Here is a 19,520-nt window from a genome sequence, read left to right on the forward strand (position 1 = left end):
GGCGAAATCTATCGTATAAAAACTAAACACGCACTAAGCTTAAAGCCAAGAAAAGTCACTTTTAGAACAAAAGTTAATCGATCTTTGGGCTTAGCTAACTCTGTGAAGTGACGCATAAAAACACACATTTTGAAGGGTTAATGGCGGCAAGGTGCACTCGGTCAACTTTTTTTTGCGCAAAGCATAGCAATCTAGTGTGAGTTGTTGTTTTGGGGAGGAAGTGTATGTTTCAGTTTATGACTGCGACACGGATTATCTTCGGCGAGGGAGCGCTCCAATCTTCGCTGTCTGTAATCAATCAATTTGGCTATAGCGTTTTACTGGTCACTGGTAAAGACACGCAACGAGCCACACCTATCATTAATTATCTAAAAGCGCAGAACATGCGCTATCAACACGTCGCCATCAATGGTGAACCCAATATCACCATGGTGGAAGAAACTGCCGTGCTTGGGCGCAAGTTTCAACCAGACATGGTCATTGCGATTGGCGGGGGCAGTGTCATTGATATGGGGAAAGCGCTCGCTGCTATTATCCCAAATCAAGGGGATGTGTATGACTACGTTGAAGTTGTTGGTCGAAACGTCCCACTAAAAACCAACCCGATTCATTTTATTGCTATCCCTACCACGGCAAGCACAGGTTCCGAAGTGACTCGTAACGCAGTGCTCAAATCTGGGCAAGACCAAGTCAAGGTTAGTTTACGCAGTCCGGAGATGTTAGCGGATGTCGCTATTGTGGATCCCACCTTAACTTATGGTACGGATCAATACACATCTGGAAGGGGAGCGATGGATGCTTTCACTCATTTGATGGAAGCGTATGTCTGCGGTGACCCTAACCCTTTAACTGACATGGTGTGCGAAGAGGGGCTCAGACGGCTAAGCCGCTCTGTCATAGCTGGTTGTAAGCAAGATAATCATAAGGCGAGATCAGATTTGTCTTTCGCAGCCTTGTTGGGAGGTATGGCGATCACTAATGCTAAACTAGGTGCTGCGCATGGTTTAGCTTCGGCATTAGGCGGAAAGTTAGATGCTCCCCATAGTGTGATTACTGCAAGGTTGGCGCCGCACGTAATGCAAGAGAACATAAAGGCAGCAAAGCAAGCGGGCAGAGCGGATGTGATCAGTCGCTATAGGAGGTTGGCACAACTTGTCACGGATAGAACGAATGCTAATGAACATGACGGTGTGCTATGGGTGAAAATGGTGCTCGATAAACTTGAGTTGCCTCATCTTGGTAAGTTTGGGGTTTGCCAAACCTCTTTTGAACAAGTGGCCGATGACGCCCTCATGTCCGTTGCTATTAAAGGAAACCCTCTTCCGCTCAATCAAGACCGATTAGTCTATATCTTACGTCAAGTGTGCGATTGTAGCGGGGAATGCATGGAAGAAAGCAAGCTTCATGCTAGTTCAGTTGAAATTCTTGAATCACACTCAGATCTCTCTAGTGTCAACGATTGACTGAGATAGCGAATGCGGTTATCTGTACAAAAAAGGGGAGCAATTAAGCTCCCCTTCGTATCTCTATTAGTACTGACTTAGCTTGTCGTAGCGGCTGTCTTTCAGCGCGTCTTTTACTCGCTTCAAGTTCTCACGGAAACCAGTACCGCGGCGTAGCGTAAAGCCCGTTGCTAACACATCGATGACTGTCATTTGAACCACACGACTCGCCATTGGCATGTATACGTCTGTGTCTTCAGGTACATCTAGCGTGATAGCCAATGAACTCGCTTTCTCTAGTGGTGAGTCTTTTGCTGTGATGGCAATAACCGTCGCGCCGTTTTCACGAGCAAGGTTTGCAATCTCAACTTGGCTCTTGGTTCGTCCGGTATGAGAAATCAAAACAATTACGTCGTTGTCACTGCAGTTAATGCAGCTCATACGTTGCATTACAATGTCTTCGAAGCAAGTAATTGGGATGTTAAAGCGAATAAATTTGTTTTGTGCATCCCGCGCAACCGCAGAAGAAGCGCCAAGACCAAAGAATGAGATACGCTTTGCCTGAGTAAGAAGATCCACGGCACGATTCACTTGCATCGCGTCAAGGCTATTCTTCGCTACGTCCAAACACGCCATTGTCGATTCAAAAATCTTGTGGGTGTAGGCATCAGGCCCGTCGTCTTCTTCAACGTTACGGTTTACATAAGGCGTACCATTGGCAAGGCTTTGCGCAAGGTGCAATTTAAAGTCTGGGAAACCTTTGGTATCCAGACGTCGACAGAAACGGTTAACAGTTGGCTCACTCACGTCAGCCATTTTCGCTAACGTTGCAATGCTTGAATGAATTGCAGTTTGTGGAGACGCCATAATTACTTCCGCAACTTTGCGCTCTGACTTACTGAAATTCTCCAGGTTTTTTTGGATTTTTTCTAATGTATTCATAGTGTTCACGAGGGTATAGAGAACAACTCGCTGGCTCTGTTAACGGGTAGAAACACAAAGTTTCTCGGTCGAGAGGGGCGTTAACGAAAACGACCAGCGCCATAAATTCAGTATAAACCCGATCCTTTATCTGGCTAAAACAAATACGGTTACTATTTCGTGAGAATTTGACAAGCCTCAAACAAAATGTTGTAAAAACTACAGAATTGGATGTGGGATCGAAGGTATGTTGCTCTAGTGGCACAATAATGATGTTTGAGTTACACCAAAAAGAAAGAAATTTTCAATTTGATGTAACTCACATTGGCGCTCAAGAATTGAGAATGTCTTCGACAGTTTCTTCAATCTTAGCCATCAAGCTTGGTGCTTGTTGAGCAATTTCACGTTGCTCATCAAGAACGGCATTCAATATGTCGTTCGTAGTTAGAGGGTTCGCCAGCACAACACGAAATACGATGGTATTCATACGTTGCCATTGGTCTGGATTCAGCCTAGTACGAGAGACAAAGGATTTACCAGTTTCGCGTTGGCGCTTCTGAATAAATTGAGTGAGCTGGTTGATCAGTTCGTTCAATTTTTCTTTTTGCGTGCCCTGTGCCTTTTCCAGTGCTGCTCGTAGGTGAGTTGGTAAATAGCGATAGGTCAATAAACAAAGTTCAGGCTCAGAGACCAGTTCAAAATCTTCTTGTTGCTTGATGAGATCGGCGAAATAGCGCGCTTTTGCAATACTCTGATCGATAAGCAGTTCGTAACCTGGGCGGCTAATGATGTGCATGGCTGCGTAAACTAGCATCGCCATTCCAGAACGAGAGCCTTCAAGCGTATGGCTGCCAAGATCTTTCGAGCCTTTACGCAGTATGTACTGTGCGTGATGCTCGATGGATTTCATTGCATCAGGATCTTTAAACAGAACCATGCCTGCACCCATAGGAATGTACAGTTGTTTGTGCGCGTCAATCGTGACTGAATCAGCAAGCTCAACGCCACCGAGTAGATGACGATGATTGTTCGACATTAGTGTCGCACCACCCCAAGCTGCATCCACGTGGAAGTGGCAATTATGCTGTGCACAAACTTCGGCAATTTGGGCTAGGGGGTCTACGCTACCCGTTTCGGTCGTACCTGCAACACCAACAACAGCGATCGGTTTAATGTTTTGTGCTTCAAGCTCCGTGATTTTTGCCTTAAGGTCATCGACAACAATACGGTTGTTTGCATCTGTCTTGACGGCAACTAAGCCATCTTGGCCTAAACCAAGGACATCGGCGGCTTTCTTAAGTGAATAGTGGCCACGCTCTGATACCAAGATCGCAAGACCTTCGTAGCCATAGTGCTTCATCGCTTTGAAAAGGCCTTCCTTTTCTACACCTTTGAATGCACCATCTGCTTTCAATGCTTTGTTGCGAGCAACCCAAAGCGCAGTAATGTTGGCAATGGTACCGCCAGAACAAAATGCACCTAGAGAATGTTTGGCGCTGTGCATCCACTTACGGTAGAACTTTTCGTCCTGACCGTAGATAAGACTGTGTAGCATGCCTAGCACTTGACGCTCTAGTGGAGTGAAAGCTTTTGAGGTCTCAATCTTCACCAAGTTTTGGTTTAAGGCAATCATGATTTTCGACAGCGGCATTAAAAAATACGGCAGGGCAGAAGTCATGTGACCAATAAAGCTTGGTGCAGAGGTGTGAACCGAGTGAGATACTAAGGTATCTAAAAGGTGCTCGGTATGGTCTGATACAAACTCAGGTTGCTCAGGAATCTGAGCAGAAGAAAAGTCTTTCTCGATTTCACGTAAAGGCTTTTCTTCTGCCACGATGTGTTCACGAAGGAATTGATTTAAGTTTTGGGAAAGACTTTCATCAATTTTCGTCAACGTGGAATCTGGACCTTCAGGAATCGTGAAGATCTTTAACAAGCTCTCGAAGCTAACGTCAGCGGTTTTTTGTTCCTTAACCATAGCAAAGAATCTTTGTAGTTATTTTGGTAATGCGAGCGGCACAATCTAAACCAAAACGGGCGCAAAGTCCCGTTTTAATTATTGAAACCCATGTTGCTGAAATGAAACTTTAGGCGGGGTCTTACTCACACTTCTGCTTTTCAATCTTAGCAATTGATTGATTATACTTGTTAAGCGCAGAATCGATCTGTTTTGGATGGCTTAGCAAGTCAGCAAACGCTGAGCGTAGGTCGTAGTTCTTTGGATGGTTAGCAGATTGACGATCGCTGAAGGTTTTCTTCGCCGCTTCACCTAGGGCATCACTGCGTGTCGCCAGTTGCTTCACATCGTGTTGTTCTAGCTTCAACCATGCTTCAACCGGTTGCTCTGTTGCTACTCGGCTTGGATCGTTTTCTAGAAAATAATGTACTGCTTCACGGTTGAGTTCGAAGTGGTGTTTACGGCCTTCTAAGAACCATTGGCTAACTTCGTTTAAGTCAGGGTATTGAGTCACGGTTAGGTCTACGAGATCTTGATACCACTGTAGGGAAGCATCAATGTAGCCATCGTATTTAGTTGCAAGACATTGCTGATCAGCAGCAAAAGTAAAAGTTGAGCTTGTAGCGAGGAGCGCCGCAACGACAAAGCGTTTCATTATTATTCCTTTTGGTTGTATTCCCTTTGTAACCCCAATAGACATATGCCTTGCCTGTCACTGATTACCGATCCAAGAGTTAAAAATTAAAGGGCTCGATAACAAAGCGGTGAACCAGAAAATTCTCTTCGAATTGAGCATTTTGAGGTTACTTGGGTATTTGAATTTTTGCCGTATTGTAATGGATGTTAATGAATATTCCTGAGATCTAGCTAGCAAGAGACACAAAGAAAAGCATCATAACTGGCACTAATAAGCTCAAGATAAAGCCACTTACAATGGCAACAGGTACACATCGAACACCGCCCGTGGTTTGAATGACGGGTAGGGTAAAGTCCATCGCCGTCGCGCCGGCGTAGCCAATTGCTGTAGATGGATAACTGCGAATAAGTAGTGGAATGGCAATCAACGCGACCAATTCACGCATCAGCTCAATTAAGAAAGAAGCGCCGCCAAAGATAGGCCCAAAGGCGTCACCCATCAAAATGCCAGCCAGTGAATACCAGCCAAAACCAGAAGACATCGCCAAAGCTTGATAAAGAGGAAGATCCAAAATCATTGCAGCAATTACGCCGCCAAGCATACACGTTGCAATGATCACTGTCGCAATCGCCATACCTTGCTTGTTGAGTAGGATTTGTCTAAGCGTCAAACCACTATTGCGTAGTTGAATGCCAATAAAGAAAAGCAAAAGGAATAAAATCCACTCGCTCGCTGTGTCCACCCAAGACAAACCAATAGGAAGAAACAAGCCAGCAACTAGGCCACCACCCACAACAACGACAAGTTTGATTGACTCTAAAGCCATTGACGAAAGAGGAAGTTTCTTTTGATTCTGATCGGTTTGCAAAGGAAGCAGCTTATCGACCAAAGGTAAAGCGAGTAGGTTGCATACGCTCAGGCAGGCGAAAAATGTGCCAGCGTAAAGAAGAATAGTTTGTAAATTACTACCAAGGTTGTCCAATGCCGCAAGGCTCAAACCCATCAAAGAAAGAATGACGTAAATGAGGTATGAGGTCGACTTGTTGATTTTCTCCAACATCGAAGCTCGAGAAATTGGAATTAAATAGCCCACCACCAATGGGGCGAAGATAAATAGCATCCCTGAGAACATAAAACTCAATGATTCCTTTATGAGGTAAGCAGAATAACTTAGCCACGTATAAACGAATCAAAACACTATTTGAGCTTTAACGTGGCTGGATTTGATGTATCGGGAGATTAAAGGCCGCTGGCACTGAGAACTTCTTTAATTTCACTTTGGAAGTCAGTATCACTCATATTGCTGAGTTCATACAAGACTTCTGCACCAGTTAAATTAAATTCTACTTCGTGTTCTTCAATTCGCTCATCCTGATTACGGAACATCAGTAAATGGTTTGCAATGCGGGCGATATCCAGATAGCTCACTTCTGGACGGGAAGTTTGATATTTTTCGTTTGAAGACACTTCACGGAAATCGTTGTCGAAGCCCCATTTCTCAAGCACGAGTTTACTGGTTGCAGAGCAGCGAGTTTGGAATATTTGCAAAGCAATATCAGAATCGAGGTAATTCCCTCTATCAAGATACAGGTGGTATTCATTGATAAGGCAGAACAAACCGATATCTGCAAGTAAGCCAACAAGTAAGGCTTTCTCTTGCTCGAGATGCCCATAGGTAGCGGGCTCATGTTTTTTAAACTCTTGAACCACCAATACCATTGCTGCGCCAAGCTCACGGGAGACCGCTGCGCTCTTTACTAAGATGGCATTGCATTCTTTGGTTAAGTTCACCGAGTGCTTTAATTGTTCAATAGCTTGTGCGGTAACGATATCTCTTACCCTCAGGATACCTAAGCGTGAAACCGCGGTCGTGAGATCATTACAGGTGATGTTGCGGCGGTTAAAGATAACAGAGTTAGCGACACGAACAACGACAGCAGCAAGGCCCGGGTCTTCGAGTAGGGCATTAGCAATGTCGGCAATCGTCGTGTGTTCTTCAGTACAAAGCTGCTGAATTTTAAGTACGACATCAGGGATGGGAGGAAGGGATATTTTACCGGTAGAAATGGATTGTTCTACCAGTTGAGCGAACTCAGATTCCAATGCTTTTATAAGCTTATCTTTATTATTGGGTAGCCAAAAAAATGATAGATGTTCCATTACGACGCTGTGCTAGAGAGCTTTCGTACAGTGTACCCTCACAGTATGTTAGTAATCAATTAAATACAGGTTTGACTCTCGCAATTGCTGTATTAATCACCATGGCGTTCGGTTTTTGGCAGTGATTGTGTCAAAAAAACATCGCTTTAGGATGGGTAAGTGTGAAACTAATCACGTATGTGGAATTTGTACTTTGGCATATGTGACATAGATCCTAACTTATTTTTCAACGTTAAGTATGATTAAGGCAGTTGGTGAGCGCAATTCACAAAAATATCGCCAACATATCGACATTTTATAATTCGCACTAAGCTGCTGTTCATCTGGTGACATCGCTAATCGGGGTAATTTATTCAGATTAAAGAGGTCAATGGACATGACAGACCAAGCTTTTTTTAACTATGTAAGCAATTTTAGTGAGTATCAGAAACGTTCAATGTTCGGCGGCATTGGTTTATTTAGCAATGACGCTATGTTTGCTCTTGTAAGTAACGACTGTTGCTACTTGCGCGGCGGAGACGAACTCGACGCAGAATTTACTCAACTTAACTGTGAAAAATATAAGCACGTCAAAAAACAAACGACGGCAACAGTTAACTACTATGACGTAACAGACTTATTCGATGCTGGCTTTGCTGGTCTTGATACGTTGTTACAAAAATCTATAGATTGTTCAATTAAGGAACGTAAATACCAAAAGTCCTCAGCCAGTAGACGCCTACGTGATCTGCCAAACATGCAACTGACGTTAGAACGTATGGTGAAAAAAGCAGGAATCGATGACGTAGAGACGTTTTTGGAACTTGGCCCAGTGGAAGTATTCAATAAAGTAAGAGTTGCGTACGGCAGTGATGTCGACGTGAAGCTTTTATGGAAATTTGCTGGTGCAATTGACGGCGTTCATTGGAAACTTATCCAAGAGCCACGTAAAAAGCAGCTACTGGCAATGTGTGAGTAAGCTTATTTAGTTTCACGATGATTGACTCGTCTTAGATGAAGTCAGCGAGTCATAAAAGTGAGCGTTGAAAGCGACAAAAGGAAGTTGGATGCTTTTAGCCACTTCATTCGAGTTAGTCATTGCAACGAATCAATAATTAAGAACAAAAAAACCGAGGTGAGTACCTCGGTTTTTGTTTTTCGGCTTCAGTTAGATTTCAATCAACTTGAGATTAGAACTTGAAGCGAGTGGTGAACATCACTTGATCACCATAGAAATCATTAATACGCGCTTCTGCACCTAGAGAGAATAGCTCTGTAGAGTGGAAACGAGCGTAAACAGAGCCAATCCAATCGTCATCGTTATCGATAGACACGTAGCCAGCTTTACCCCCCACTTCTAGTTGAGGACCAAGCCATTGGCGAACACCAAGGTTAAGTTCCATACCAACATCAGTACTGCTTGAGTTTGAAGGCTGTACAACACGCATTAGCATTGCACCTGTTAGATCAGCCCAGTTGTTTAGTGGCGAGTGGAAACCAAAACCCGCTGCTGAATCGAAATCACCATCGAATTCAGAGTCGATGCGAGCAATGATGTGCGCATTTGGGTGAATTGATTTGCTGAAACCAGCACCGAATGTTACTGGGCTTGCACCGATACGAGCTTCCATGTAGTCGTAGCTAAAGTTGCTCATTGTTGCTGGAGCGTTGTAATCGTTCGCAGCTAGAGCTTGGCTAGATGCCAACAAAAGGGCAGCGGCTAATAGTGTTTTACGCATAACTAACGATAAACCTTGTCTTATAGTTCCATGGATCCAAGTAACCACTTGAACCGTAATCTGATTTGTTCGACATCATAATAAAAACGAAGGTCTACGACCAACAAAAATGTGTCGATGTTTTGTCAATTGACTCAATTGTGCCAACTTAACAGCAAAAAACGCGCCAGATTCTCTTTATCTGTCCGCGTTTTCTATCGGGAGCGGTTATTCACCAAAGCTACTGCGTCGTTTTGCCATAGCGTTCAAAATGGCTTCGGAATCTAGAATTGCAGTCCATGATAAAAGGTTATCGTCGTTTTCTATCATGAAAGCAGTCAGTTGCGACACAAGCGCCTCTCGAAGCGCTTCGCCTTTCCAAGGCTTTGCGATGTAGTAGTCTAAACTGGCGTGGTTCACCGCTTCTACGGTATCTTCTAGCCCAGCTTGTCCTGTGAGCAGAATTTTACGTGCAGATCGAGTGTCGCTATTTTGACTCAACTCAATCAAAAAGCTGATGCCAGTTTGTTCTGGCATAATATGGTCGCAAAGAATGAGAGCCAAACGAACGCCTTCGTCGGTCATTTCTTCAATCACCTGTTTCGCTTCTGTGACAGACTCTGCACCCTCGACAACAAAGTTATCTTCAAAGGGCATGAGATCTTGAAGGACACTATCCAAGACTTCTCTTTCGTCATCCACGCACAAAATCAGATATTTCGTCATGTTTCATCTCCTTCTGATGTGATAGGCAGCCAAACTTTCATGCAGGTGAAATGGTTCAACTCTGAATCCACTTCAATCCAACCATTGTGGCTTGCCACGATTTGCTGGCAAATTGAAAGCCCGATACCTAAGCCAAAGTTACCTTCTTTCTTTGTTGTAAAGTTAAGTTCGAAAATCGCTTTCTTCTGTTGTTCAGGAATGCCGCATCCGTTGTCTTTAAACGAAATCACAGCATAAGGTTGATGGTTTTTTTCGATTAGTTGCGACTGAATGCTGAGTCTCCCTTTTTCTGGGAATGCGTCAATTGCGTTGGAAATGAGGTTTGTCCACACTTGTTGTAACGCGATAGGCTGACACAACGTGTTGGGTAAGCTCGCATAATCTGTCGCGACCTGATGCAATTTGAGGCGATTCTCGAAGATGACCAATGTATCTTCTATGCCTTCATGAAGGTCAGCATAGTGTAGTGTTTCATCATCTGAACGAGCGTAACCTTTTAAGCTCTTAACCATGTCGGCAATACGGGCGGCGCAGACGTTAATCGAGCGAAGTGATGCGCCTACTTGGTGATATTGTTCTAACGTTCCCAATGAGCGCAGTGACGCCGGTTCTTGGCGATTGAGTTTGTCGATGAAGGCCAAGTCTGATTCTAATCCTAGATTGACCACTTTTTTCCCTAAAGCGCGGTCGGGTAGGTAATGGTTGAGTTGTTTCACTCTTTCCCTAAGTTCTGCTGTTGAGGCCGGCTTGGCTTTTTGGGCATGAATGAGCAGTTCTACGCCTTTTTCTTGAATGTCGTCGGTTGGGAGTTTGGTGAGTAATTCTTCCAGCGTATGGGTTAGATTTTCGACGCCACGCAATATCGCAGCGATTGGGTTATTGAGCTCGTGCGCTACGCCTGCGACTAATTGGCCGAGCATGGCCATCTTCTCACGTTCAATTAATTGTTGATGAGCAGACTCTAATGATTCTAAGGTTTTTTGTAGCTTCAACTTGGTATTGATACTGCGTTGTAATCGGCGGTTAAAGTGGCGAAGGAGCAAATTAGTAAACAGTGGTAGCAAATTAGAATCACTCTGCATCACCTTACGGAACACTTTTCTGTCCAGTTTTATGACTTCTGTTTTGGTCAGTGTTAACGCTGTCGAGAAGGAGCTTTCTCCAGTAACAAACGACATGCCACCTACGATGTTGCCTTTTGAGTGACGAACGACCTCACGTTGCATGCCAAGTTCGTCTCGCTTATAAAGCGCAACCTCGCCACTGGTGATAAACCATAGAAAGCTGTTTGGCTCTCCCTCTACCGTTAGTAAGTGTTCGGGTGAGTAGGTTCGGCATGCTTCGCTATCGTCATCTTGGGTGAAAAAATATTGCAACGCGCTAATCACTTGCTCTGCCAATTCACTATCAGAGAGGGCATGGTAATCATTCAAAAAGCCCGCCTGATAGTTACTCATTTGGTTTTCAATATGCGCACGTAACAACTTGTGCTGATCGAGAATTTGGCTATAGCTGAGCAAATCTTCTTTGTCGTGACGAAGGATAAATTGAGTCAATTCTTTTTGGGCAGTATTGAAAAGAACTTTATCGGGTAGAGGTTTGGTCAAGCAGTGGTCGAGACGCCCTTCGTTTACCGCCGTTAAAATAGCTTCGATATCGGATGAACAACTGATCAGTATTCTCCGAGCGTTTTGCGTGTGAGGTTTTCGGTCTAGACCGATAAGAAAATCAACACCATTAAAGTGTGCGTGGTGACTCGCGATGACTAGAGCGACGGTTTGCTCTCTTTCTTCTAGGTATTCGAGTGCGCTCTGCGCTTCTTCTATGGATTCGACAGAGAGAATATCAAATTTGCTTGAAAAGGCGGACAACTCCAATCGAAATTGCTCAGCACTGATAGGATTATTGTCGAGGCACAATACAGCGTAACGGTTCACAGGTGTTTGAGCTCCGGTTAAAACTTGGCACAAACAACATATCAATTAAACACCGCAATGGTTGAGAGCTGAGTATTGTTCTCGATTAATGAACTAAAATAACCATCAATAGTCTGATTTAACTCAATGTTTTATCCGCTTAGGGTTTGGGTTAGACTGAGCACAAATACTCAATAAGTGATGTTATGGAAAATCTTAAAAAAATAGGTGCCATCGGTGGTGCCATTTCTCTTGCGCTTTGTTGGCCACTTGCGGTTGGGCAGATTGGTCAAACCATAATTGAAGATGGTATTGCAAACATGAATGATGACATGGTGAAGGGCGAGATCGTGAAATACGACCGCGGTTACCTCTCTTCGGTTGTCCTTACTCGTTACACCGTGGTTGACCCAGATATCAAAACTCAACTTGAGCGTGATGGTTTGCCAACAACTTTCGATGTTACGAGTGACTTATCTCACGGTTTAACCAGCCTTACGGCGGACTCTAAGCTGGTGGACGCTGATTTCCTACCACTTACGATGCACAGTAAAACCCAACTAAACGGTAATACTGCCTTTACCTTAGATTTGGATAGCTGGAACTATCAAAACGATGCTCAAGGAATGTCATTATCGACGAGCCCATTACAAATCACTGGTGACGTGACGGTGCTTGGTGATCTGAACTATCAAGTTTCAGTGCCTTCAGTACAAGTGGATTTTGAAAACGGCGAAGAAATTCATTTAACCGAACTGACTGGTCAAGGGAAAGGTAAGCAAGCAAAGGGGTACTGGTTAGGCGAACAAACGTTCTCATTGCAGAAGCTGGATGTCGTTGATGCGCAACTTGCTCCGATGTTTATGATTGAGAACGCGACATACAACGGTAACACTTCTCTTAATGAAACTGGCGACAAACTCAACAGTAAATTGAACCTAGAAGCCAACCAACTGCGTTTGACGGATGGGACAGATGTCGACAACTTTAAGTTGGACTTTTCAATCGCCGATGTTGACAGCCAATCGTTTGATCAGATTATGTCTATCTATCAAAACTCGCCAATGCTAGATGAGCAAGAAATCCAAACGTTACTTCCTCACATTGATACGTTGTTTAGCAAGGGCTTTAAATTGTCAGTGAATGAGCTTTCTCTTGCGTTTGGTGAAGGTAAATTCCGTAACGAATGGCAATTGTCTGTACCAGAAGGAACGGATAATATCACTCAAGACCCAATGAAGTTAATGACGGCAACAAGTGGTTCGTTAAGCACTTATTTCTCTGATGAGCTTGTGGATCTTTACCCATTCATCCAAGAAAGCGTGGATGAGCTGATGGTGATGGAACTTATCGAGAAAAAAGACAACGGCTACCAATTGAAAGCACAAATTTCTGATGGGAAACTGAAGTTCGAAAATGGACAAGAGTTTCCTTTAATCGCGTTGCTTATGCCTGCGTTGATGCAATAGGCAAGTTTACAACGTAAGTTTTTAGCTTTTTCAGATTAAAAAGAGGTCGTAAGACCTCTTTTGTTGTTTTTATCCCCACGAAAACATGATATTAATTTCGTCATACTTACTTAGCAGGAGCAATGAGCATCATGGAACAAAATACGGACAACGTATTTAACTTCAGTGCAGGGCCAGCAGGTCTGCCAAAAGCAGTCATGCAGCAAGCACAAAAGGAGCTAATTAATTGGCAAGATCTTGGAACTTCAGTGATGGAAATCAGTCACCGTAGTAAAGAGTTCATCAAGGTTGCGGAAGAAGCAGAGCAAGACCTTCGTGATCTTCTTAATATCCCAAGTAACTACAAAGTACTGTTTTGCCAAGGTGGTGCTCGTGCTCAGTTTGCCGCTGTTCCGCTTAATCTATTAGGTGATGCAGAAACTGCGACTTACATCGATGGTGGCTACTGGGCTGAAAGTGCAGTGGCAGAAGCCAAAAAATACTGTGAACCAGATGTTTTCAACGCGAAGACAGTGATTGATGGCAAAACGGCCGTACTATCTGCAACAGAGTGGAAAATTGCCCCTGACGCAGCGTATGTGCATTTCTGTCCCAACGAGACCATTGATGGTATTGAAATTAATGATCTACCAGTGACCGACAAACCGATTGTTGCGGATATGTCTTCAACGATTCTCTCGCGAGAAATTGACGTATCGAAATACGCTGTGATTTATGCGGGCGCGCAAAAGAACATCGGCCCATCAGGAATCGCGATTGCTATTGTTCGTGATGATCTGCTTGGTCTAGCGAAAGAAGTACTACCAAGCATTTTGGACTACAAAGTGCTGGCAGAAAAAGAGTCTATGTTCAACACACCCCCGACGTTTGCTTGGTATTTATCTGGTCTAGTTTTCAAATGGCTAAAAGCGCAGGGTGGTGTTAAAGCTATTGAACAAGTGAACCGTGAGAAAGCGGCGCTGCTTTATGATTACATCGACCAGTCTGATTTTTACCGTAACGGTGTGCATCCAGAGAACCGCTCTTTAATGAACGTACCATTCCAACTGGCAAAGCCAGAGTTAGACGGAACATTCCTTGAATTAGCGGACGCTAAAGGTTTAAAAGCACTAAAAGGGCACCGCGCGGTTGGCGGTATGCGTGCTTCAATTTATAACGCAATGCCGTTAGAAGGTGTGCAAGCGTTGGTCGACTTTATGCGCAACTTTGAGCAAGAGTATGCTTAATCCAGACCTGTGATATAATCCTCCAAAGCGTCGCAATAGCGGCGCTTTTTACTTTCTACAAGATCGTTTTCTAATGGAATCATTCGCACAGAACCATTGGACGGTTTTGAATAACCAACATTGGTTCGCTATCTTTGTAACACCATCTATTTTCGAGAATTCTAGTGAGAAACCTCTGCTTAACCTTACTGCTTTGCTTCTCTAACCTGACTGTTGCTCAGGAGATCCAAGTATGGAGCGGCATTGAATATTCAACGGTTGCTGAAATCAACGAACGTTTTGAAGAGCAAACAGGAAACACATTGGCGATCAGAGAGTTTGATGTAAACAACATCCGCTCTGAATTGTTATTGGCCAAGCAAACTGGCATTACCGTACCGGATGTCATTTGGGTGCCGTCAGACTTCCTTGGGCTGCATGACTACTTTGACTTGGCTAAGATTCCTAGCAGTTGGATAGAAGAAAAGAGCATTGAGCCCAAAGCTCTGGAATTGGTAACGGTAGATAATGCCATTTATGGTGTGCCTTTAGGTTTGGGTAACCACCTTGTGTTGTACGTAAACACTAAATTGACCCAAGAGCTCCAACCTACGTGGGAAAAATTGTTGGAAGAGGCTAAGAAGGGGCAATCCTCACTCGCGATGCAATATCCAAACATGTACTTTTTAATGTCGTTTGTACCTATGTTTTCGGAGCATCGCTCAAAACCGGTGACCGATATTGATGTTGGTGCGCTAGCGGCGGCGCTTAGATTTTATGGTGAGTTGCCCCAAGAAGGAGTTGTCAAAGATAACTACTCTCAAGAGCAAGCTCGCCAGCAGTTTATTGAAGGGGAAGTTGCCTATCTTATCGATGGTGATTGGGCTCTGGGCGAGCTAAAACAACATTTTTCTAAAGAACTGAAAATCAGCAGTTTGCCTACTTACAACAATCATCACATGCATTCTTTAAGTGGTGGTAAAGTGTTGGCGTTTAACGAGGAGGCGATGGCCAACCCTGCCAAGCAGAAAGCCATGCGAACCTTGGCGATGATTGTACAAAAACCAGAGTTTATTGAAGATGTGATCATCAACCAAAACTTGATTTCTACTAATCGTTCTATCAATCGCAAGTGGTATGACTCTGACACCACCTATTACAGTGACTTGTATGAAGAGCTAACGCCCGCTTATGCTATGCCGAGTACGGTGGAAATGGCGGTCACATGGGAGGCCTTGATTCGTGGCTACAAGCGTTTTAAAGCTGGAATGCCAGCAGAAAGCGCCGCTGAGTTTGTGGTTGAATTTATCCAAAAGCATTCCGAGCATATCCATAAAAGCAGGAAGTCTTCATCATGATCAGTTTGCGTAATATCTTAACGTTGATCGTGGTGCTCGGATCGTTGTTACCTGCTTATTGGGTAGGTACTAGCATGATTGATAAACACCAAGCAGATTTGTTAGTGCAAAAAGAAATCAAGCTAGAGAATACCAATCAAGGTATTCAGAAAACCGTCAAAGAAGACCTTACCTTCATTGCCAATTTAACGCGTTGGTACTCGAAAGATCGCCTGTTAGTTCAGGGGATGGATAACGTTCTTTACTCGAGCATCATTTGGCAAATGATTGAAACCTTTGAAGAGTTGGCGACCAACGTCAGTACTACGTACATCATAGACAAAAACTGGCAGCCGATGTATGAGAGCAACGGGTCAGTTTACCATCTGGAAAACAGTAAGTTATTAGAAAAAATACGCGCAGCAGATGCGGTATACAAACAAGGGAAAATGTTTCATACCACCTATTTTGATGAAGGCTTGGTACTCAAAGGTGGTCAAAGTGGTCTTGTTTTTGTGAGTCCATTGCTGCCATATACTTTGCTGCCTGATTCCGAATATGAACCCCAAGGTTATCTTGTTGTATTAGTGTCGTATCAGGACTTGATTCAGATATCGCAACCGTTCCTTTACGCACAAGAAAGTGTCAACTTTCATTATGGCTCTGTCAGTCAAACGAAGGGTGATGCCTCTCGACATCTAACCAATATTGAAGTGCTGAACAACAACTTTGTTGAACCATTAGAAGTTTCGATGATTCACTCTGTGTCTAACGTAGCACGTAATCAGGAGTTGATGCAGTCTAAGCAACAGCTACTCAATATCATAATCGCAACCTTAGTGGTGACGTTATGTATCGCCGTGGTCGCGAGTCGCTGGCTTACGCGTCCGATTCGAGAGATGGAAATCGTCGTACGCAGTTTTAAAAACAACACTCGCCCAGACTTACGACCAAAACGTTTTCAATTTAAAGAGTTCCGCCAACTGATGAACTTGTTAGATTCGTTGTGGTTACAATTGACCAACCACATGGATGAATTGGAAATTCGTAACCAAGATTTACGGAAAGCTAACCAGCAAGTGCAGGATACCAATGCTCAGCTCGCCAATTTTAACCAAGAGTTGGAGCTCCGAGTTGAAGAGCAAACAGCGGAATTGCGTGTCAACTTAACGCGAGAAGAAGCCCACCAAGAGAAGTTAATGACTTTAATTAACTTTACCACGAGTCATGCAGGTATTGGTTATCATGCTATCCCAGGAGTGATTAACTCTGGGTTGAATCGTCTGATAACAAGTTCAGATATGCGGTTTAGTTTTAGCCATCCAAAGGGAGGGCAGATCAAAACGATGCGCTCATCCACAGGAACCGTACTTGGTTATTTCGATTATGGTCAGTATGAGATGAATGAAGAAGAACGCATTCTGATCGAACTATTCAAAAAGCAGCTCTACTCTTGGTTGGAACTAGAAGATTTTGCTCGTCGAGACAAGCTTTCACGTTGTCTAAATAGAAAAGCATTCGATGAAGATTATGAGTTCGCTTGCCAGTCGTTGGTAAACGGGCGATGGAAGTCAATAGCGATTATTATCATCGACATTAACGGATTAAAAATGTTGAACGATAACTATGGTCACGACCGTGGTGATTTGTTAATCGCAAAATCAACACAATTGATTAAGTCCGTATTAAAAGAGGAATTCATGCTTTACCGAATCGGTGGTGATGAATTTGCGGTGATTGCGAAAAATATTGATAGCACGGCGCTTGATGCACTAACCCTCTCTCTAGAAGTTGCGCAAGAAGACAAGTGGATAGAACTCTCAGAACATAAGCGTCACCCAGTTAAGTTCTCAGTTGGTGGGGCATCAAGCGAGGGGACCTCTCTTGATAACTTGTTCTCCATGGCAGATGAAGCCATGTATGAGCGTAAGAGAGCGTTCTATGAGAGCACTGAAGACGATTCAAGAAAGATGTAGTTTCGATATACGATGAATACATAAGAAAGCCCTCACTCCTTATAGGAGTGAGGGCTTTCTTTTTCGCCTGTTATTAATGAGGCTGCCTTGTCACTTTAAGTGAAGTGTCAAAGGTTTTGCTACTGCGATAGACTGAATAGGGGAGGCATCATCTAATGGGTAAGAGATACTTGAGCTGATAATACCTGCATTGTACAGGCAATAAACAATGTCTAGTTTGATATTATTCTGCTCTAATTCAATTCCTGTAAATACGGTACCGCAATCGGCGATCTCGGTTAAGTTCAAGGCTTTTTGCAGAGATATTTTAAGTAGGCGATCTTCAGAGTCGTAGCTAAATGATCTGACCGCAAAGTCATCAATGTCGATGACTGATTGATTGTCGTCATCGGTATCGAGGAAAATCGGGTTTACTTTATCCCTGTATCGAATTGATAGCGTTCCGTGCAAATCGAATGGATAGCGAATCTTTTTCATGCTTTTCACCTGTGAACAAGTCTGTTTCGCGCGTCAAAGATTGATCATAGTGATTGTATTCTGACTTTGGATAGCATCTATGAAATGAAAAAACCTTAAATTGCTAAGTAATTTTATTTTCATGCACTTACGTGAAAATTATTTAATAAACAAAGATACTATTTGTGCTTTTCACTTATTTGTAAGAGTGATTGAACTGGTACGTTATAGTAAGTTCTCTAATCAACCTTAAGCATATTAATGAATGCTAAAATGGTATTTGCCTATAAATTTATTTCAATCACAAATATGATGACGACAAATAGTGATATCAACGGACGCGGCGCAAGAAGTAAGTTGCAGCAAAAAGGCAAGAATAGAAACTTTATCGAACGTTAAAGGCTAGTGAATTTTCAAGGTCGTTGCTATTCGGAGGAAGGCCAATAACGACGAAGCAAAACGTTGTCGACATTGACCTTAACGTAGCGAAAAATTGAAGAGCTGTTTGTTATTCGATGTTTATTATCAGCAAATGCAATGTGGGTGCTCTAGACATGTGTCGCATTCGCGCTCCGTACAGACACCACAGCAAGTTAATAAGTAAAGAAACTCCGGTTGAGTAAATAGCTCACTGGTTTCGATGTACATGACAGCACGCGTATAGCGTTTTGAACCAACTTTAATTGCACCAACAGGATTTTCACTTTCATAGGCGGCAACGCTAAATCCCATTTTTAACATGACATCAACAGAGCTCTTTAAGGTCACGCTCGCATAGTAGTGATGAATATGCGCATTTTGAGCGAGGAAAGTAAACTCAGTGTGCAATTGCCTGCGAAATACTCGTTCGCTTTTCGAATGTTGGCTAATCGCGTAGTAGGAATATGTACCTTTGTCTTTCAATGGTTTCGTTAATCTCAGATCGATGGTATCGATGGGAAGACGATTTCGCTTTGTCCTATCAATTTCGTTTTCTAACGTTGGGTCGCTAAAAAACATACCAATGTTATGACCAACCAGTTTACCTCTTGATAAGTACTTATAAGCGATCGCGCGGCCATCCTTTTGATATTCGACCAGATCGATTGAAGAGAGGTTGTGTTTGATATTGAGCGACTTTAATTGGTCGTGAAAGTTGTTCAAACTATGAATAAAGTCTTGCTCATTATTTTGACTCAGCTCCTCTTCTTCGATGTACTCGTGCTCGACTTGGCGTACACTGTTGTAATCAATGCCAGATATGATTGACATCGCATCCTGATACCGTTGCTTTAGCGACAGCTCGAATTGCTCGACATCTTCTTTTAGCGATAAGTCTAGCCCTAGGCTACATAAGTACGGCAGCAAATTATTCTCGAATGCACGAAGCACTCTTACTCGTCGACTAAGGCTTGGTTGAGTGATGCCTCTTTCCCATCTACTGAAGGTGACGCAATCTATATTTGCTAAATCACCACCTAATAGATTTAGCCTAATCGATGCTTGCTCCTGAGTTAACCCTAACGCGGTTCTTATTGATTTTAGATAACTCCCGAACACCTTACTTTCTCCCATATATCTAAAACATGTCCATAGCTAATTGTTATTCTTCGTTTAAGTTATGTGCATGACATTCCTCTAC

Annotated in this window: 16 protein-coding genes; 6 read left to right on the top strand and 10 right to left on the bottom strand. The window is 43.3% G+C overall.

Annotated elements, in window-relative coordinates:
• Positions 1-224: 224 nt before the first annotated feature.
• Positions 225-1,463: an iron-containing alcohol dehydrogenase gene (locus tag VJL_RS00285; RefSeq protein ID WP_038874616.1), complete on the top strand. Its 1,239-nt coding sequence runs from the start codon at positions 225-227 to the stop codon at positions 1,461-1,463.
• A 66-nt stretch (positions 1,464-1,529) separates the two neighbouring features.
• Here VJL_RS00285 and VJL_RS00290 read toward each other — a convergent pair whose 3' ends face one another.
• From VJL_RS00290 to VJL_RS00310, 5 genes are all read right to left on the bottom strand, one after another.
• Positions 1,530-2,384 carry a MurR/RpiR family transcriptional regulator gene (locus VJL_RS00290; RefSeq protein WP_038868710.1) on the bottom strand — a complete coding sequence of 285 codons (855 nt, stop codon included), beginning with the start codon at positions 2,382-2,384 and terminating at the stop codon, positions 1,530-1,532.
• Positions 2,385-2,694: 310 nt separating this feature from the next.
• On the bottom strand, positions 2,695-4,341 hold the full coding sequence (gene panP / locus VJL_RS00295; protein ID WP_038874619.1) for a pyridoxal-dependent aspartate 1-decarboxylase PanP: 1,647 nt from the start codon (positions 4,339-4,341) through the stop codon (positions 2,695-2,697).
• Between the two features lie 121 nt (positions 4,342-4,462).
• Entirely contained in the window at positions 4,463-4,975 is a 513-nt protein-coding gene (locus VJL_RS00300; protein WP_005442243.1) for a hypothetical protein, read from the bottom strand.
• A gap of 208 nt (positions 4,976-5,183) precedes the next feature.
• The gene (locus VJL_RS00305) at positions 5,184-6,089 is read right to left on the bottom strand and encodes a LysO family transporter (protein ID WP_038868707.1); all 906 of its coding nucleotides are present in this window, start codon (positions 6,087-6,089) and stop codon (positions 5,184-5,186) included.
• Between the two features lie 107 nt (positions 6,090-6,196).
• Complete coding sequence (locus tag VJL_RS00310) at positions 6,197-7,117, bottom strand: HDOD domain-containing protein (RefSeq protein WP_038874621.1); 921 nt, start codon at positions 7,115-7,117, stop codon at positions 6,197-6,199.
• Between the two features lie 370 nt (positions 7,118-7,487).
• Here VJL_RS00310 and VJL_RS00315 point away from each other — a divergent pair, with 370 nt between their 5' ends.
• A complete protein-coding gene (locus VJL_RS00315; RefSeq protein ID WP_038868704.1) occupies positions 7,488-8,075 on the top strand; it encodes a TfoX/Sxy family DNA transformation protein in 588 nt (195 codons plus the stop codon).
• Between the two features lie 211 nt (positions 8,076-8,286).
• On the opposite strand, the gene VJL_RS00320 is transcribed toward VJL_RS00315, so the two are convergent.
• The 3 genes from VJL_RS00320 to VJL_RS00330 form a co-directional block, all read right to left on the bottom strand.
• Positions 8,287-8,835, bottom strand: coding sequence for a hypothetical protein (locus VJL_RS00320; protein ID WP_038868703.1), 549 nt, complete (start codon positions 8,833-8,835; stop codon positions 8,287-8,289).
• A gap of 207 nt (positions 8,836-9,042) precedes the next feature.
• On the bottom strand, positions 9,043-9,540 hold the full coding sequence (locus tag VJL_RS00325) for a response regulator (RefSeq protein WP_038868702.1): 498 nt from the start codon (positions 9,538-9,540) through the stop codon (positions 9,043-9,045).
• Positions 9,537-11,477: an ATP-binding protein gene (locus VJL_RS00330; protein ID WP_038874623.1), complete on the bottom strand. Its 1,941-nt coding sequence runs from the start codon at positions 11,475-11,477 to the stop codon at positions 9,537-9,539. The genes VJL_RS00325 and VJL_RS00330 overlap by 4 nt, the downstream gene beginning before the upstream one ends.
• Positions 11,478-11,662: 185 nt before the next feature.
• Between VJL_RS00330 and VJL_RS00335 the strand changes: the two genes are divergently transcribed.
• The 4 genes from VJL_RS00335 to VJL_RS00350 all read left to right on the top strand — a co-directional run bounded on the left by VJL_RS00335 (position 11,663) and on the right by VJL_RS00350 (position 17,443).
• Positions 11,663-12,925 carry a DUF945 family protein gene (locus VJL_RS00335; RefSeq protein WP_038874626.1) on the top strand — a complete coding sequence of 421 codons (1,263 nt, stop codon included), beginning with the start codon at positions 11,663-11,665 and terminating at the stop codon, positions 12,923-12,925.
• A 131-nt stretch (positions 12,926-13,056) separates the two neighbouring features.
• A complete protein-coding gene (serC, locus tag VJL_RS00340; protein WP_038874628.1) occupies positions 13,057-14,151 on the top strand; it encodes a 3-phosphoserine/phosphohydroxythreonine transaminase in 1,095 nt (364 codons plus the stop codon).
• A gap of 164 nt (positions 14,152-14,315) precedes the next feature.
• The gene (locus VJL_RS00345; protein WP_038868698.1) at positions 14,316-15,488 is read left to right on the top strand and encodes a sugar ABC transporter substrate-binding protein; all 1,173 of its coding nucleotides are present in this window, start codon (positions 14,316-14,318) and stop codon (positions 15,486-15,488) included.
• Positions 15,485-17,443, top strand: a complete 1,959-nt coding sequence (locus VJL_RS00350) for a diguanylate cyclase domain-containing protein (protein ID WP_038874630.1) — start codon at positions 15,485-15,487, stop codon at positions 17,441-17,443. Before VJL_RS00345 ends, VJL_RS00350 begins: the two co-directional genes overlap by 4 nt.
• Before the next feature lie 90 nt (positions 17,444-17,533).
• Here the strand turns inward: VJL_RS00350 and VJL_RS00355 are convergent, their stop codons facing one another.
• Together VJL_RS00355 and VJL_RS00360 are read right to left on the bottom strand one after the other, a co-directional pair.
• The gene (locus tag VJL_RS00355; RefSeq protein ID WP_038868696.1) at positions 17,534-17,920 is read right to left on the bottom strand and encodes a hypothetical protein; all 387 of its coding nucleotides are present in this window, start codon (positions 17,918-17,920) and stop codon (positions 17,534-17,536) included.
• A gap of 504 nt (positions 17,921-18,424) precedes the next feature.
• On the bottom strand, positions 18,425-19,438 hold the full coding sequence (locus VJL_RS00360) for a helix-turn-helix domain-containing protein (RefSeq protein ID WP_038868752.1): 1,014 nt from the start codon (positions 19,436-19,438) through the stop codon (positions 18,425-18,427).
• Positions 19,439-19,520 lie beyond the last annotated feature (82 nt).

This window comes from Vibrio jasicida CAIM 1864 = LMG 25398 (assembly GCF_000400365.1).
Classification (GTDB): Bacteria; Pseudomonadota; Gammaproteobacteria; order Enterobacterales; family Vibrionaceae; genus Vibrio; species Vibrio jasicida.

Coding starts and splice junctions, on each gene's coding strand:
- VJL_RS00320 (WP_038868703.1), bottom strand. CDS start 8,835: ATGCGTAAAACACTATTAGCCGCTGCCCTTTTGTTGGCATCTAGCCAA.
- VJL_RS00285 (WP_038874616.1), top strand. CDS start 225: ATGTTTCAGTTTATGACTGCGACACGGATTATCTTCGGCGAGGGAGCG.
- VJL_RS00335 (WP_038874626.1), top strand. CDS start 11,663: ATGGAAAATCTTAAAAAAATAGGTGCCATCGGTGGTGCCATTTCTCTT.
- VJL_RS00325 (WP_038868702.1), bottom strand. CDS start 9,540: ATGACGAAATATCTGATTTTGTGCGTGGATGACGAAAGAGAAGTCTTG.
- VJL_RS00290 (WP_038868710.1), bottom strand. CDS start 2,384: ATGAATACATTAGAAAAAATCCAAAAAAACCTGGAGAATTTCAGTAAG.
- VJL_RS00305 (WP_038868707.1), bottom strand. CDS start 6,089: ATGTTCTCAGGGATGCTATTTATCTTCGCCCCATTGGTGGTGGGCTAT.
- VJL_RS00315 (WP_038868704.1), top strand. CDS start 7,488: ATGGACATGACAGACCAAGCTTTTTTTAACTATGTAAGCAATTTTAGT.
- VJL_RS00310 (WP_038874621.1), bottom strand. CDS start 7,117: ATGGAACATCTATCATTTTTTTGGCTACCCAATAATAAAGATAAGCTT.
- VJL_RS00300 (WP_005442243.1), bottom strand. CDS start 4,975: ATGAAACGCTTTGTCGTTGCGGCGCTCCTCGCTACAAGCTCAACTTTT.
- VJL_RS00355 (WP_038868696.1), bottom strand. CDS start 17,920: ATGAAAAAGATTCGCTATCCATTCGATTTGCACGGAACGCTATCAATT.
- panP (WP_038874619.1), bottom strand. CDS start 4,341: ATGGTTAAGGAACAAAAAACCGCTGACGTTAGCTTCGAGAGCTTGTTA.
- VJL_RS00350 (WP_038874630.1), top strand. CDS start 15,485: ATGATCAGTTTGCGTAATATCTTAACGTTGATCGTGGTGCTCGGATCG.
- serC (WP_038874628.1), top strand. CDS start 13,057: ATGGAACAAAATACGGACAACGTATTTAACTTCAGTGCAGGGCCAGCA.